This is a genomic window from Microbacterium tumbae, assembly GCF_054780175.1.
In genome coordinates, this window is record NZ_BAAGWV010000002.1 from 744,711 (window position 1) to 760,761 (window position 16,051).

Annotated in this window: 13 protein-coding genes; 2 read left to right on the forward strand and 11 right to left on the reverse strand. The window is 64.0% G+C overall.

The window, feature by feature from the left end; translation table 11 throughout:
* Positions 1–299: 299 nt before the first annotated feature.
* From ACYVGQ_RS10965 to ACYVGQ_RS10985, 5 genes are all read right to left on the reverse strand, one after another.
* The gene (locus tag ACYVGQ_RS10965) at positions 300–1,028 is read right to left on the reverse strand and encodes a GntR family transcriptional regulator (protein ID WP_460784648.1); all 729 of its coding nucleotides are present in this window, start codon (positions 1,026–1,028) and stop codon (positions 300–302) included.
* Positions 1,029–1,232: 204 nt separating this feature from the next.
* A complete protein-coding gene (locus ACYVGQ_RS10970) occupies positions 1,233–2,528 on the reverse strand; it encodes an NtaA/DmoA family FMN-dependent monooxygenase (protein ID WP_460784649.1) in 1,296 nt (431 codons plus the stop codon).
* A gap of 86 nt (positions 2,529–2,614) precedes the next feature.
* A complete protein-coding gene (locus ACYVGQ_RS10975; RefSeq protein WP_460784650.1) occupies positions 2,615–3,181 on the reverse strand; it encodes a flavin reductase family protein in 567 nt (188 codons plus the stop codon).
* A complete protein-coding gene (locus ACYVGQ_RS10980) occupies positions 3,145–3,636 on the reverse strand; it encodes an NADPH-dependent FMN reductase (RefSeq protein WP_460784651.1) in 492 nt (163 codons plus the stop codon). The genes ACYVGQ_RS10975 and ACYVGQ_RS10980 overlap by 37 nt, the downstream gene beginning before the upstream one ends.
* 38 nt (positions 3,637–3,674) lie before the next feature.
* A complete protein-coding gene (locus ACYVGQ_RS10985) occupies positions 3,675–4,058 on the reverse strand; it encodes a hypothetical protein (protein ID WP_460784652.1) in 384 nt (127 codons plus the stop codon).
* Between the two features lie 342 nt (positions 4,059–4,400).
* Between ACYVGQ_RS10985 and ACYVGQ_RS10990 the strand changes: the two genes are divergently transcribed.
* Positions 4,401–5,075 carry a GntR family transcriptional regulator gene (locus tag ACYVGQ_RS10990; protein ID WP_460784653.1) on the forward strand — a complete coding sequence of 225 codons (675 nt, stop codon included), beginning with the start codon at positions 4,401–4,403 and terminating at the stop codon, positions 5,073–5,075.
* Between the two features lie 378 nt (positions 5,076–5,453).
* Here ACYVGQ_RS10990 and ACYVGQ_RS10995 read toward each other — a convergent pair whose 3' ends face one another.
* The 6 genes from ACYVGQ_RS10995 to ACYVGQ_RS11020 form a co-directional block, all read right to left on the reverse strand.
* Positions 5,454–6,314, reverse strand: coding sequence for a nucleotidyl transferase AbiEii/AbiGii toxin family protein (locus tag ACYVGQ_RS10995; RefSeq protein ID WP_460784654.1), 861 nt, complete (start codon positions 6,312–6,314; stop codon positions 5,454–5,456).
* Between the two features lie 95 nt (positions 6,315–6,409).
* Positions 6,410–7,000 carry a type IV toxin-antitoxin system AbiEi family antitoxin domain-containing protein gene (locus ACYVGQ_RS11000; protein WP_460784655.1) on the reverse strand — a complete coding sequence of 197 codons (591 nt, stop codon included), beginning with the start codon at positions 6,998–7,000 and terminating at the stop codon, positions 6,410–6,412.
* A gap of 159 nt (positions 7,001–7,159) precedes the next feature.
* Complete coding sequence (gene drmC, locus ACYVGQ_RS11005; RefSeq protein WP_460784656.1) at positions 7,160–7,867, reverse strand: DISARM system phospholipase D-like protein DrmC; 708 nt, start codon at positions 7,865–7,867, stop codon at positions 7,160–7,162.
* Positions 7,857–9,884, reverse strand: coding sequence for a DrmB family protein (gene drmB / locus ACYVGQ_RS11010; protein WP_460784657.1), 2,028 nt, complete (start codon positions 9,882–9,884; stop codon positions 7,857–7,859). The genes drmC and drmB overlap by 11 nt, the downstream gene beginning before the upstream one ends.
* Entirely contained in the window at positions 9,884–13,597 is a 3,714-nt protein-coding gene (gene drmA / locus ACYVGQ_RS11015) for a DISARM system helicase DrmA (RefSeq protein ID WP_460784658.1), read from the reverse strand. Before drmA ends, drmB begins: the two co-directional genes overlap by 1 nt.
* A gap of 51 nt (positions 13,598–13,648) precedes the next feature.
* The gene (locus ACYVGQ_RS11020) at positions 13,649–14,920 is read right to left on the reverse strand and encodes a recombinase family protein (protein ID WP_460784659.1); all 1,272 of its coding nucleotides are present in this window, start codon (positions 14,918–14,920) and stop codon (positions 13,649–13,651) included.
* Positions 14,921–15,130: 210 nt separating this feature from the next.
* On the opposite strand from ACYVGQ_RS11020, the gene ACYVGQ_RS11025 reads away from it, so the two are divergent.
* Positions 15,131–16,021 (forward strand): hypothetical protein, encoded by an 891-nt coding sequence (locus tag ACYVGQ_RS11025; protein ID WP_460784660.1) that lies wholly within the window; start codon positions 15,131–15,133, stop codon positions 16,019–16,021.
* Positions 16,022–16,051: the final 30 nt, after the last annotated feature.

Here is a 16,051-nt window from a genome sequence, read left to right on the forward strand (position 1 = left end):
GTCGGACTCGTTCGCGCCGTTGGGCGGGTACCTCCTCCAGCGCACGCATCACGCTATGCACAAGTCATTTCCCGCCGGCATCCTGGGAGTTACGCCCCAATTGCGCCGCTGAGCGAACTCATGCGCCGATTACGACGCGTCGCGGCAGACGCCGACACCGTCTCTTCAAAAAGGTCGATCAGGTCGTCCCAGACGGCATATCCGACTCGAGCACGAGTTACGCCGAAGATGCGCGTCGACGACTTGAGCGAAGACTCCGACTCCGTCCCGTGCCAGCCGCGAAGTGAGGAAGGACGCGATCAGCGACTCGAGCGGGTGAACTCTCCGGCCCAGCCCTCGCCGTCACTCTCGGAAGGAGCATCGGCAGGCGTGCTCGAGGACCGAAACAGCACTTGATCGGCGCGGTACTGTGCGAAGCCGTATTCCCAGGCCACGCCGTTGATGTCACGGAGAATCTGCTCGCGGGCGAGAATGGCTGACCCCGGCTCGATGTCGAGCACTTCGGCGAGAGACTCGTCGGCCAGGCGTGCGTCGATCGAGACTTCCATGCCACCGAACTCGACGCCGTATTGCCTCGGGAAGGCGTCTGCGAGCGTCGGCATCTCCCAAGCCGGCCGCAACAGAGATGTCCCGGGGATAGACCCGATACTGAAAGCGGAGAGAACACCGATCCGTGCGCCCCCCACCGTGAGGAAGAACTCCGACATCACGATGTCGTCGGCGTTTCCGGTGCCCAGACGCGCCGCGATATAGGTGGACGCACCTAACCGGTACGTCTCGGTGAGTCGCAGCGATATGCGCTGGTCGTTGGCGAGGGGGACGACGTCCAGGAGCGCGATCGGGACCGGGCGCACCTTGACGACCGTCCCCAGGCCGGTCTTGCGATCGACGAGACCGTCTGAGCTCAGCCCGCTGAGAGCGTCACGCACCGCGGCGCGGGAGAAGCCGAAACGCTCCATGACGGCTCGCTCCTCGACCAACATGCCCGCGGGAAGACCACCCGCCTTGATGGCGAAACGCAACAGCATATAGGCGCGATATGACGCGTTCTGCTTGCGCCCGTGAGGAGTTCCCTGAACGGAGTATCGATCGCCTGGCTTACCTGTAGCCACTCTCCAGCCTCTCCTGATCCGGGCTCATCGTCACCACGCCTGGCCGCGGCCCGTCGTTAGCAGGATATGCGACCCGAAGCTGTCTCCCCCGCTGGTCACATCCCGACCACGCTTGGCGTGTCAATCGAAGAGGGAGAGGTTCTCTCGGAACGTCTTCCCGGAGAAGCCTTTGCGGATGTATCCGCGCTTCTTCAGGACAGGGCTCAATCCGTCGGCGATCTCGGCCATGCTGCGGCGGGTCAATTCGTCCTCTATGCCCTGGATCAGAAACCCATCCGGCCGTCCCGTCATCGACATGACATCGTTCATCTGCTCAGCTATGGCATCCGCAGTGCCGATGAAGTCGAAGCCGAAGCGTGCCGGTCCTGTTACGACGTCATAGAGCGTCTTGTCCTTCTGCTCGACCAAGGCCTTCAAGGTGGTGGTCTCTCCGTTGCCGATCTTGGTCGGAACGGGAGCGTGCAGGTCGAACGTCGAGTAGTCGATCTCCCCTCCTGAGGCATACGACATCGTCCACAGACGCTTGACGATCTCGTCCGGCTCGAATCGTCGCCGCTGGATGCGGTCATAGCGCTCGCGGGCGTCCGAGTCCGTCTCTCCGATGTACGCGTGGCACATGAAGAAGATGTGCAGGTCTTCGGGCGAGCGCCCGTAGGAGATCAACCGACGATCCATGTCTTCGCGGAATACGATCATCTCCTCGGGGCTGTTGACCAAACCCAGCATGACGTCAGCGCTACGCGCAGCCAAGTCCCGACCGGGATTCGACCCGCCCGCCTGGGCGATGACGGGGCGGTGCTGTGGTCCGGGCACGGTGTTGAGCGGTCCTCGGGTCTTGAAGTACCTGCCCTCGAAGTTCACGGGGTGCACCTTGGTGTGGTCTGCGAATCGCGGCTCGTCTTCGTCGAGGACGAGCGCTCCCGGCTCCCACGAGTCCCAGAGCGCCGACACCGCGTCCATCCACTCCTCAGCCATCGCGTACCGTTCCGCATGCGGCAGATGCGCGTCGTATCCATAGTTCTGGGCGACACGATGGCTCACGCTCGTGACGACGTTGAGACCGATCCGGCCCTGCGTGAGATGGTCGAGCGTGGCGCCGAGGCGTGCAGCCATATACGGGTGGTACTGAATCGTCGAGATCGTCGAGACGAGTCCGAGGTGGGATGTCGCGCGTGCGAGGAGCGGCATGAGCGGCATGGGGTCGTTCTTCGGCCCCATCTCAGCGAACTTCAGAGTCGTCTCCAACGATCCTCCGTAGGTGTCGTCGAGCATCGCGGTGTCTTCCATGAAGAAGACGTCGAATCCGCCGCGTTCCAATGCTCGAGCGTGATCGATCCAGAAATCGGGACCGGACCACTCCGTCGTCTGCGACCCCGCCCACGGGCCATGCCACGTCTTGGGACTGAAGCCATTCACGAACCAACCGAGCTTGAACACGGAATACCTCTCTTACGGGTGAGCTGGGAATACTTGTCGAACTCGCGCCTCGGCGCGAGGAGCCGTCAGGCTGCGGTCAGCGGAGTCGCGCGGTGGAAGCCCGAGCGGTGGAACACCAAAGGGTCAGAACCTGAGCGAGCCACGGATCCGACGGTGAAGACGATCAGACGATGGTCTCCGGCGTCGTAGTCATGAGTGACTTCGCACTCGAGCCACACGCTGGCCTCGTCGAGCAGGAGCGCCCCGCTCTCCGTCACTGTCGTGCCGACGTTGTCGAAACGCGCCGCCTTGTCACGACCGGCCAGCTGACGCACGATCCCCGCATGCCCGGACGACAGGATCGACACGCCGATACGTGAGGCGCGACTCAGCACCGGCCACGTCGTCGAGCTTCGCTGGACGGCGAACAGCACCATCGGCGGATCGAGGCTGATCCCCACTTGGAACGACGATGCGATGAGGATCTCCGGGCTTCCATCGGCGACCGCCGCGAGTGCGGCGACTCCGGAGGGAAACTCCGAAAACACTCCGCGCAGCGCAGCTGCGTCCACGGGCTCCAGAATCATGTCTCGGGTCCTTTCGTCAATCATGCCGTTCATAGGGTCACCAACGCATCGATCGTCTTCTTCCATCGCTGCACCCACGCGGTCGCGCCTGGATCGTCTCGGTAGGACGAATCGAGCTGATACAGCCCGCTCGTCGGGCAGGTTGCTCCGATCTCGACCAAGACCGGCTTCAGCAACATCTCTGGAGCCTGGGCGTGCGCAAGCCCGGCGCCGAGCATGAGCGGCACGGCAACGACCCCTTCGAGGCCTGCCTTCGTCTCGAACTGGTCGATGAACGTCTTCAACAATCCGGTGTAGGTGGCTTTGAAGGTGGGAGACGCGAACACGACGAGATCCGCGTCCTGCGTCGCACGCTTTGCCGTCGCGACGTTCTCGTCCCCCCACCCGAGCAGACCAGGGCCGAGTTCGGCCACCTCAATGACCTCCGGATCGGAGTATCCGAGTTCATGGATCAACCGCACCGCAGCATCCCGCGTGCGGGAGGCGGGCTTCGGGTTCCCGACGACTGCTACCACCTTCATCGTTGCGTGGTCCTCTCGTGTCTCGACGCTCGTGCGGCTCACGGGCGACCCGGGCGAGCCTCAGGGGCATCTGCCGGCAAGGGCGGGCGCTCCCCTGATGCCACCGCGGGTCGAATACGGCTGGTACGTAGTGTCACCAGTGATTCCGGCACGATGTAACGCTCGAAGAGCACCTTGACGGGATAGGACATGTTCTCCCCCGCGAGAGCCTCCTGCCAGGCGGCGAAGTCGGTGACCTCGATGTCCTCGACGATGTCGCAGAAATACTCGCCGTCGACTGTCTCCTCGACCGCATAGACCTCGAAGCGGATCACGGGCGTCTCGCCGTTCGTGATGCGCTGGTCGATCTCCTTCGAATACGCCGAGTACTGCTCGAGCGTGACGTCCGGGCGCAGCCGGTATGTGCAGATGATCTTCTCCACGCGAACTCCTGTTGGTCTCTGGTCTCGCCACGGCTCGCACTCTGCGTTCCGCGCACCACCATCAGTGAAGGCCATCAAGGTTTCGCCGAAGATACGCCGCTGTAGAGCCGGATTGCGCCACTGATTCCAGGGGTTACGCCACGTGGATGAGCGCCGGGGCCGGATCGAAGAGACATATAATCGACGTCAAATCCGATACTTCTCGTCTTTCCCGGCCTATCGCGCTCACGCGCACAGGTCCATCACCTTCTCGGGCGCAATATGACATCAGATCAAGACTCGATATTGAGTGCGAGCGGCCGAGGTGCATACAAGCACAGAGGTGAAGTCGATTCGCACACCGTGTCGCGGCGTGTCTATGACCTTGTGCTCTCGGATGTGGAATCGGGGCTGATCGACCCTGACTCCGCTCTCGTGGAGGATGACCTCGCGCGACAATACGGCGCGAGCCGCAACGCCGTGCGGGAGGCGCTTCAGCAGCTCGCAGCCGAGGGCATCGTCGAGCGCGCCCGACGCGTGGGCACCCGTGTGCGCAGCCAGTTCTCCCTCATCCCGACAGACGATGCCTCGGGCAACGTCATCGCGATGGGGCGCATCGTGATGGATGTGGTCGAATCCCGCATCGTCCCCTTGACGGATTCCCTGCGTAAGAGTCTGCGGCTCGCACCGGAAATCACATCGGTGCGCATGGTCGAGAACCTGTTCCGCCAGGGCGGCGACACCATCGGTGTCCGATCCGCGTATTACTCGACGGAGCATGAGAGCGTGGACTACCCGCGTCTCGCGGTCATGAAGGATGCGCTGCAGGATTACTTCGGACGTGAGGTGGGCTCCGTCGCCTCCGTAATCGGTAGCACCGTAGCCGATACTCGCACGGCCCGGTTGCTGAAGGTCACCGCAGGCTCACCGATGCTGTTTCGCCGACAGGTCTATTACGACACCGGCGAGAATCCCATCCAGGTGGTCTTCGACCACTATCGCTCTGATCGGGTGCTGTTCATCTCCGAGAGCTCATAGTCCGGTGCACTCATTCCGCTTGACGGGCTCCCCTGACGGTGAACAAGACGGGCAGATCCGGAGAGCCCCTCTACGGGTTGGCGCCTACGCAACCCGCACCGCCGGACGGATCATCATCCCGGCCCTTACAAGTCGCGCCAGGAGCATATGGCTGGGGTACCTGGACTCGAACCAAGAACAACTGAGAGCCGCCTGGCCCGTCCGAGCAAAGCCCCGAATCGATGGAGTTCCCCGTGATTTCAGGGATCTCATGGGGTTGAGTCTACCGCGGGCTACCGACAGCTACGCAGTGATTCGGGCTGATTCGCGCCACTCGGGAGGGTCTTTGGTCACCAATCTGGTCACCAGATCGGATAGGGCCAGATCCGAAGAAAGTCGTCACAGGTCGGTCGTACCTGTAGTGGATTCTGTCGGCTCGGACGGCGTGACGGGTGCCGTGCGCCAGCTCCGTTCGGCGGGGCTCCAGATGGCTTTGCCGTCGAGCCCGTCCAGCACCGGGTCGACGAAGACAGCAGCGGCAGCAACGGCGTCGGAGAACCGCTCGGGCAGATTCGCGCCCGCCTCGCCAAGCCCCTTCCGGTAAGCGACATAGGTCGAGTTGCGCAGCACTGCGAGCCCCTCTGCGGCTTGCGCCAGAGGGATCAACGTGGTCCCGCGGAACCCTGCGGTGGCCGTGAGCGCTTCGCGCAGTGCTCCGCACTGAAGAGCCTGTGTGCCGGTCAAGAGGTGGATGTCCGCGAAGTCACGCACGCGCGTGTTCGCTCGTCCCAGTTCGATCGCGGTGACGAGTTTCTCTGCGAGCACCGTCTCGATCGGGTAGCCCAGGATGCGGATCGGCGGAGCGTCCGGCCGCAGCGACGGCAGCTCAACTGTTCGCGGGGCCGGCGTGACGGGGTCGCCGAAGTTGATGTCGAGCCGCAGTTTGACCTGCGCTGTTGCGAGCTGTGCCGTCATCGTCACCCGCACGCCGGAATACAGCGCGTCATCACGAATCACCGCAGTGGTGACCGTGTCGGGCAGGAACTCCACGCCGTCGTCTGGGTCTTCGATCGCGGCGATCTCGGCCACACGACGGGCCACGGTCTCTTGATCAGAGGCCATGTTACGAGCGAGGGCGTCGGCGTCGACCGTGGGGCGGCGGGTGCCGAAGGAAGCGAGCAGCATCCCGCCCTTCAGGATGAAGTCCTCGGCGTACGGTGAGCGCGACATACGCGACAGCCATCGCTCGACGATGTACATCGTGAGCAGCTCCTGCGTGCCACGCTTTTGGCGACGAGCCTGATTCTGCAGGTCGAGGTACGCGCGCCCTGCAGCGCTCTCTCGCGTGGGGCGACTCATCGGGCACTCGCAACATCGAGCGCAGCACGCATCGGCCCGAACGTCCCCAGCGCCTCCGCGTACTCCAGCAGCAGTGCCGGTTTCGAGTTCGGTGCTGCCAGATATCGGTGAAGCGCGGCATGCGCAATCGGCTCACCAAGGCGTCTCCGAAATCTCATGAGATCCACCACCGTCCTCGCCGCATCGTAGATGCGCACGGGCTCCCCCGGCCCCGCCTCGAACGCGGTCACACCGAGTTCGAACGTGGCCTCATCGAAGCGAAACACCGTCACAGACGGGTAAGTGATCGCCGGCGTATGCGACCGTTTGGGAACCGCGATCTGCACCAACGCCGGCATGTCATCCGTCAGGTCGTGGATTGCTGCCGCCGAAATACAGCACACGATCGCGCGAGGAGCGCGGTGCGCCACTGCGATCATGTCGGGGTAAGACGCCGGGGGCGCGTCTGCTCGACGGAAGACCCCGCGCGAGAGTTCGATGATCCTCCCGCCATCTCGCCAGGCATACAGGTCTCGCGGATGCACGCCGTGCGCCCGCGAGGTCTCCGTCGTGAACGTCGACGGAAGCGACTCATCCAACTCCTTCATGGATACAATCCTTGCACAGGAAGCTCAACTATGTGTGGTTTTTATCCACACTTGTCAGGCGACCCCGCTGTCGCGTGTCCTCCAACGGGCACCAGACTGTTGCCGTCGGAATGCCCTAGCGTGGGCGAGACACTCACTGACCACGTCGAGTTGATGGAGCTAAGGAACCAGCTCGTAGAGCGACCCATGCTTGCTCCTCATGGTGGTCTCGACGGATGCAGCAAGGGCGGTATCGCGGATGAGGATGCCGAACTCGATGTTGCGATTCTCGGCGGAGAAACTGAAATTGGCACTGGTGATGAGCAGCACCTCGTGATCGACCACGATGAACTTGGCGTGACTGATTACCTGCTTGCCATTGGGCAGGAGCGCAGAGCGGTAGACGGTCGCTCCCGGTAGCTGAACCTTGACCGTCGCGGCGTCGGCGACCCCGGCGTCGACGTAAACGGTGACCACAACGCCGGGCTGATCGGAGGCCGCTTTCAGGGCCGCCCACATCTGCGAGGTGTCCTGGAAGTTGTATGTCGCCGCTGTCACCGACTGCCGTGCTGCTCCGACGATGCGGTGGAACTCGCTGGTGAGGTGGCCGGTGTTGGCCTCATTACCGGGCATCGTCCACACCGGCGTCAGCTCACGTAGGACGGTCTTCGCACCGGCGATCGCGCGCAGCACACTGACAGCACGCTCGCGGTCGCTGGGAGCGATCTCCGATGCTTCAAGCAGCTCCCTAACGTGCTCGCGACGACTGATCGCAATCTCGCGTACGGCGACGCTGACGGGCGTGCCGGTCCCGAACTGCATTGCGAGCCGCTCCGCTTCGGTCGCGGTGAGGAACCTGCCGAGTTCCGCAAGCGGGTCAGAGGCCATGAACGCTGCCGAAGAAGCCCGGAACGGCTGGGCCGCTCGAGGTCGGGAGGTCGAGGAGGAACCGACGGTCGAGGAACCGGTTGGCCTTCTCGCACGAGGTCTCCGAAGCGAAGGAGCAGGTGTGGCAGGCCGCGCCGTGAAGGAAGTCCTCAGGGTCGGACGGCGTGCGTTGAGCGCAAACCGGGTCGGACGAGCATCGCGCGGCCCGACGCAATCCGGACAGCACGATGCTCTGGAGCTTCGTCGGTTCTGAGAGAGCTACGAGGCCGCCAAGCGTTCCTTCACTGTCGGACGCTGTCGTGCAGATGAGCAGCCCCGCCGCAGCCTCGCGCCCGGGCTCATCACGCCACGCGTAGATGCGTTCGGTGAGACTGGCCGCGCCGTAGCCGGAGTACATCGCCATCTCCCGGATGAGAATGTGGGACAGCGTATGAACGAGCCAGTAACGCGGTGCGGGCATACGAGTATCGGGGTCCACCGCTTCGGCAGTCTCGGAGAAGCGACGGGCGAAATTTCGGCGGTGTGCTTGGACGTGGGCATCCCACAACGGAGACACCTCTATCTCTCGCTCCCACCGCGCGACAGCATCGAGGTCGAGCTGGAGGAAGATCCCTTCTCCTCGATCCTCGGTGGCAGGCACCCAGACGGGCTTGCCCGTCCGGGTGAGGTCAACCAGGCGCGAGGCGACGTCATTCACGCGATCCATCTCGTCGAGGCGAGTGAAGCCGAGGACAGCGTTCACCTTCTTCATCCTGTCCACGCCGACGACGCGGGTGAGGCGTGGATGCAGGTCAGCACCGCGCTGCTTCTCCGTGACCATGAGCCCTGTGTCGTTCTGCTGTTCGGGGAACAGAATCGGCTTCTGGAGATAGCGCCATTCGGGGATGAGTAGCTCGATCGGGTCCCAGCTGGCGCGGCGCTCTTCGCGGGCCTCTTCCGACTCCGGGGGCGCGAGCACGTCGGCGACGGCAGTAGTGAGGTCGGCGTCAGAGAGGCTGGCCACGTCGATGTCGCGTGCCCCGGCGAGTGCGCGGATGACCGGGATCTGGTCAGCGAACTGCTGGATCTGCTCGACGCCGAGCTCGACGCGAAGTTGGTCGGCGAGCGCTTCCTTCTGCTCGGCCTCCGAGCGCGGCATAACAATGATGCTCTGAGTCGAAGGGAACCAAAGGTTCGAGGCACCCATCATGATCAAAGCCGGCTGAGCCTTGCAGCCAGGGAAGAAGGCGCCGAGATGAGGGTGGCGGCCGCGGCAGGTCTGGGGAAGCTTCTCCCGTCCCTTCACGCCCTGGGCCTCGGCCATGCCACGGGTCGCGTTGCAGGACTGGCAGATGATCGTGGAGCCGACGCTCTTACCAACGTTGGCGTCGCGCATCTTCAGGTCGGGGTTCTCTGCGACGGGGCATTTCTCACCCTTGTGCACCCACAGCGCGTACGGGAACTCGTCAAGGTGTCCGTTGGTGCAGGTCAGCAGGTGCTGCGCTGGCACCGCCGGGCTGCCCTCACGTCGTCCACGTCCGCCCCGGCCAGGGCACGGCTTATGAGTGAACTGAGCCAGATCTGGGCGGAACGGATGCGTGTTGGTATAGGTGAACCGCGTGAGCGGACCGAGGTAGTCGCAACCGGTGCAGCGGAACCACTGCGGGAACACACGCGCGGGCAGGCCGAGGTCGGAGCCTTCGGTAGACATCGACCCCTTCGGTTGCCACGGGAACGGACGCAGTGCATCGACCTGCGGTCCGAGGTGCAGCCGGACGACGTTGAGTAGGCGCGGTTCAAGGATCGTCGGGACGATCTCACGGCGCTTCCAGATCGGCTCCCAGTCGTCGAGTCCGGCGGGCATGACCGAGAAGTTCGGCAGGTCCATGATCGCGCCAGGACCGTACGTGTACAGCAGCGACGAAGGACGCGCGGAGCCGACCTTGGCCCGATTCTTCGCGATGTCTTCGTCGGCATCGCCGAGCGGGTCGAGGGCGTCGTTGTTGTCGGGCAGTGGCGCGGTGGTGACGTCGGTCATCAGTCGTCCTCCCCGGCGGGCAGTGCCCAGTTGTCTACACCCTTGGGAGTCCTGGCGAAGAGTCGATCCGGTACGGGCGACACGAGAATGTTGATCTCCGGCTGCACTTCGCGCATCGAGTTCGCGATCACGAACGGTGCGTCGCTGGAGCTGCCGACTTTGGCGCGGTGGTTCTCGGGGCTGACGATGAGCGGCAGGTACTTTGGGTCATCTCGAGTCCGCTCGTACACAAGAGTCTGGTGCTGCGACACAGCCAAGGCTGCCCGTTTCGACCATTGATCAAGGCGATTGACGAGTCGGTTGCTCGCGGTCTTCACCTCTTCATCTATTCGCGAAGCCGCAGAGATACGTGCTTTGAGACGCTCAATGATCCCGGCGACTGCGGGATGCTGCATGGCGATCCTGCCTGCCTCGCTTTCCGGCGAGAGCCCGTCCACGACTGTAGCCTGGGCGACGCGCGCGGCGCTGACGAGCAGCCCATCAATGCCGCGCTCGAGTGACGTCGGTGAGAACGGCGTGACGGAGAGCGCCTCGACCTGCTTGTAGAACGTGTCGTGGTAGTGCCGGAACTGCTCGAAGTGGGCGAGGTCGCGTGGCCGCGCCCAGTTCCCCAGCGACACGACCAGGCCAGGGCGTGCCGCGTCGCGGCCAACCCGCGACGACGCCTGGATGTACTCAGCGGTGTTCTTCGGCTGGCCGACCACGAGCATGAGTCCGAGGCGCTGCACGTCGACACCCACCTGGAGCATCGACGTGGCGAGGACGACATCGAAGGGGGCGTCCCCGTCCCGCTTGGGTGCGGCCTTGTCTTCCCGGCGCAACGCGATTCGCGCCTTGAACGCCGCAGTCGTGTCATAGCTCGGGTCGAACTCGAGCCCGAGCTTGTCGAGGGTCTTGCCGATGTCGGCGCCGGAGATCCGCGAGGTCAACTCGGCGACGTTGAGGCTCCCGAACGCAGTGCCGTACCTGCGCGGGAAGCCGGAGTCGCGCCGAGGGTTGCCGACTCGAGTGCTCACGTCGTCGTCCACGTACCGGCGCATGCCGGCGAGTTCCCGTGTGGCATTGAAGTACCCGACGAGAGTCATGTACGGGTCTGCCTCGATGCCAGCGCGGTCGAGCAGCAACTGGCCTGCAAGCAGCAGCACCTCAGCGAGGCGGATCTCGGCGCTCGACAAGCGCACGCCTGGCGCACTAACGCCGACGTAACGACGGCCGGGGTTCTGCTCGGAGACTTCGACCTCGCGCGAGAAGAAGGTGTCCGCCACGTCGAGCACCTGCGGCGGGAAGATCTCTACCTTGCGGCCGTAGAGCTGCCGCACCTGCTCGACCGCGTTGCGCACGGTGGCCGTCGAGGCGACGATCAGCGGCTTGACCGTCTTGCCTTCGAGCGTCTCCCACGAGCACAGCGTCTCGACGGCGACCTCGAACAGGCCGACGGCCGTGCCGAGCGCCCCGGTGATGAGGTGTAGCTCATCCTGGATGATCAAGTCCGGAGGGCGCAAGCGATTGACCGGCATCACGGTCGCGGCCGGGTGGCCGTTATTCGCCGGATGCGACTGCACCGTACAGGCGGCGTAGTCGGGGTGGACGTAGCCGTGTCGCCCGCAGCGCTTGCTGACGTACCCGAACAGTGAGGCCGCTTCGCCCTCGCGTGCGAGCCGGGCGAACTTGTCGACTGTTGCGATGACAAACGCCGGAGTGAGCCGGTAGATCTCCTCGTCGACGGTGAGAACCGGAAGTCCCTCGGGAACGCCGCCTCCCTTGGAGAACGGGCACCGGCCCAGCTCGTCGCCGCAGTGCACGAACACCCGGCGGCTGGTGGCGTCACCCTTCACGTTCGCCGGGGTGATCTCGGTCCCGCACCACGGGCATCGCTGAATCTGAAGGACCGTCAGCCGGTGCGACGCACCGTCGTTGACCTTCTTGAGCTGTTCGTCGGCTTCCTCGAACCGCTTCGGGCTGACGTCGGTGCCGACCCAGAGGCCGATGCGGAACGGTTCGGTCCCCCAGGTCGCTTCATCCTCGCGGCGGGCGAGTTCGGCGGCGCAGACGAGTGCAGTCGCGCGCTGAAACTGCTGAGCCGTCAGGAGGCGCAGCGTGTAGCGCATCAGCACCGAGACCCCGTCGCCGCCGTTCAGAGGGCCGTCACTCGATTGCACAACCGCCTGCCGACGACGGATCGCGAACGTGTACGCAGCCAGGCCGAGATATGCCTCGGTCTTGCCGCCACCGGTCGGGAAGAACAGCAACTCCACGCGTGCCTGATGTTCCGCGCTGCGCAGTGGCGCGGTCGGGTCGGCGAGCGCACCGAGTTGCATGAGAATGAATGCAAGCTGGAACGGACGCCAGGAGGCGACCGGCTTCCCATCCGCCTCGGCCGTTTCGAAAGTCGCCCGCGCATCCTTGATCGACAGTGCAGGCTCGGACTTGCGAGCCTCGGCGACCTGCGAGGCAAGACGCTGATCGCGCATCACGTGATTCATGAACTGGAAGCACTGAAGTGCGGTCGCATCCGTCGCGACAAACTCCAGACCCTGGACGAGACGTTGGTGCGCTTGCCGCGCCTCCCACAGCACTACATCGGCGGTCTCACGCAGATGAGCCGGCAGCTGCGCAGCGACACCTTCCTGCCGGTCAAGCCATGCGCCGTACCCTGCCACCAGCGGCGCGAGCCCCGCACGAAGGTCGTCCGGGGTACCGGAGGCCAGCGCCTTCATTGCCAAGGTCGCACCCTCGACTTCGCCGGCCCGAGTCTGGGGCGTCTCAGCCTTGGGCAACCAGGTCGTAGACACCGCGGTAGCGCGGCGCGAGCCCTTGCGCACGACCCAATCGGCGGAGCAGGTACGACCGATCGCGAACTCCAGCCGATCCTTGTACTGAAGATCGAGACGACGCACCTCGTCGTCATGCTCAGGCCATTCCTGCTCCATCACATCTCTCACAGGCAGGAACACCTCGTCACCGCCTGCGTCGATGAAGAGCTTCGTCTGGAACATCCACATGTTCGACGGGATTGGCATCGGAGTCTCGCGGTCATTACACAGCGCAATCTCCACGAGCACCCGCCCGTACTCTGCGTCGTTGTAGCGGTCGATCCGCAGGCAAACTGCGTCACGGAGCACAACCGTCTCCGTACGGCCCGGGGTGAGCGTCGCGAGCAGGATCGTCCGAGTCTCCTCGACCGGCGTGCGCTGATACTTGCGGATCGAGCGGCCGGACTTGGACACCTCATCGGTCTCGACGATCTCGTACGTACCCCACGACGCCGAGACATCGAACGATGCCAAGTCGCTCGGCACCTGAAACCGCAAGCCCATCGAAGCAGGGATCATCAAGCCCTGTTTAGGCGCACGGTCCTCGACATCATCCTCTTCGGCGTCAGCCTCGCTCTCGTCGGCGGCGATCGTCGGAACCCCTCGGCCTTCCGTAACGCCACTCTCGTCGAGACGCACCTCCGCGAGGTCGTCGGCATCGTCCTGGTCCAGAACCGAAGAGCCGATGCCCGTGAGCTTCACCGGTGCGACCAGCCCAACGAGGTACGTCTGCTTCGGGCTGAATGGCAGCAACTCTTCCTCGCCATGGATCGGCCCGAGTAACTCCCGTTCCAGGATGTCAACGAGGTTCTCGCGCACATCGAACGAGCTGCCGTCCGTCGGGAAATTGAGCACGTAGTCCGAGCCCATAGGGGTACGCGCGTTCGTGCCTTCTGCCATGGAACCAGTCTGCCGCAGGCCACTGACGTCGATCAGCAGGACACGGGAGCGTCAGTGCGTCGATGACCATGCCAGCAACACGCGATCCTCGTCGAAGTAGCGACCGACGACCCCACGGCGGATGACAAGAGTGTCGAGCTGGGATACGAGCACCCCCCGCCGGGCCTTGTCATCGCTACCGGCGCGTGCCCAGGCCTCGGCGACATCGAGATCGCCCACCAGTTCTTCGGTACGTTCGGAGAGGAGCCGGTCAATCAGGTAGGCGTCGAGCGCTGTGCGGCCAATGGTCTGGCGGCACCTTGGACAGTAGAGGATGGGCCGCTTCTGGTTTGTGCCGCGGCAGAGGAAAACGGCGCACTCATCACAGCGGGCGACGCGTGCGAGAAAGGCGCTCGTCGATCGGCGCTCGGATCGCTTCCGGGCCTGTGGCGCGGTTCGGGCGTCAAGGAGTCGTTGCAGAGTCTCGAACTCGTCATAGGAGATGATGGCGAGCGCCTCGTTGATGATCGGGGAGCCGTGCTCGTCCCGCAGTACCGCGAACGGGTCGACCCGCTTTGCGCTCTTGGCGCGGCCGGGGTTGTGCGGCGTCATCCCGGCGAGCACCGGGTTGCGCAGCAGACCATCGATCGTCTGACGGTTCCAAGATTTGCTCCCCGATGTGCGCTCGATGCGACGCAAGGGTAGCGGTGCGCCACTATCGGTGAGCCACGTGGCGACTGAGTTCACTGTCTCGCCTCGAAGCGCCTTGGCGACAGCCTTCGAGAGCCAAGCGATGCGCTCAACGTCCTTCGACAACACTCGGCCTGGGCCGTCGGGATTCGGGATCGACTGGTACCCATACGGGATGCCGCCACCGGGCCACCGTCCGTCCTTGAGGATCTGCGCGCGCGCAGCTCGAACTCGAGCGCGGATGGCCTCGGCCTCCATCTCACCGAAGACGGCGAGCATGACGGCAAACGCACGCCCCTGTGGGCTGGTCATGTCGATCGGGTCCTCGACGGCGACGAGACCCGCACCCCGTTTCTGGAGCGTCTCGTCCGCGTGGAGGAAGTCGAGTACTCGGCGCGCCAGCCGATCAACTTTCCAGATGATCACCGCGTCGAAGTCGCGAGCTGCGAGCAGCGATTTCCATCCGAGACGCTCCTCTGGACGGTTGGCCGTCGCCGAGACACCGTCATCGACGAACTCACCGACAACCTCCCAACCGCGGGCCTCGGCGTAGCGACGACATGACTGAAGCTGCCGCGCAATAGAAACGGACTCTTCCTTGGTGACACTGAGGCGGGCGTAGAGGACACATCGACGTACTTGTTTGAGGTTCATCAGGCCAGTCCATCGGCTCTTGTCGACGTCGTGTGACTTTGCTCCTTGAGACAGGCACCGACCTAGAACCCGACTGAGGCGCAAGAGTGGATTGCCGCCGATGCCCGCAACGCTGAGGTCCTGTTCCCGTTCCTCAACGGGGAGGACCTCAACTCCCGCCCGGACTGCTCGCCCTCCCGCTGGGTCATCGACTTCAACGAACGAAGCGAGGTGGCCGCTGCTGCATACCCGATCCCATACGCACGGGCGCTCGAACGCGTGAAGCCGGAGCGCATGAAGAACAACCGAGCTGTCAGGCGTGAGAGGTGGTGGCAATACGGCGAGAACGCGCCAGGGCTGCGGAAGGCGATTTCAGACCTCTCTGAGGCGTTCGCGATCACGCGCGTCAGCAAGACAGTCATGCCTGTCCGCGTGCCGACGGGCCAGGTGTTCAGCGACTCTCTGATCGCCTTCGCCTCTGCCGATTACAGTGACCAGGCGCAGGTGCTAGCAATCGCCCTCGTAAGCAAGACAGTGATGCCGGTACGCGTGCCAGCAGCTCAGGTCTTCAGCCACGCGCTTGGCGTCTTCATTACAGACAGTTTCAGTGCCCAGGCAGTCTTGTCATCGAGCCTCCACCAGCTCTGGGCGATCACCTATGGCTCGGGAATGCGAAACGACCCTCGCTACACCCCCTCGGATGTTTTCGAGACTTTCCCGCGGCCGAAGTCGAGCACCTCTCTCGATGCGCTGGGCGTGCGCCTCGACCGCACCCGCCGCGAAATCATGCTGAGAAGGGGCCTCGGACTGACGTCGCTCTACAACCTTGTCAACGATCCGATGATGCTCGACATCAGCGATGCAGACGTGGCGGAGATTCGAGCCATCCATGAAGACCTGGATGCTGGCGTTCTCGATGCGTACGGTTGGTCAGATCTGGCGCCGAATCACGGCTTCCACGAGTTTCGCAAGATGACGAGGTGGACACTCGACCCGGCAGCTCGGATAGAGGTGCTTGACAGGCTCTTGGAGGAGAACCAGCGACGTGCTGCTGCCGAGCCGCTCGAGAACTCCAGGTCCTCCCGTAGGGGCGAGACCGAGGACAACACGCTGTTCAGCTGACTTGAACCGTCACGTCGTGACCGCTCGGCG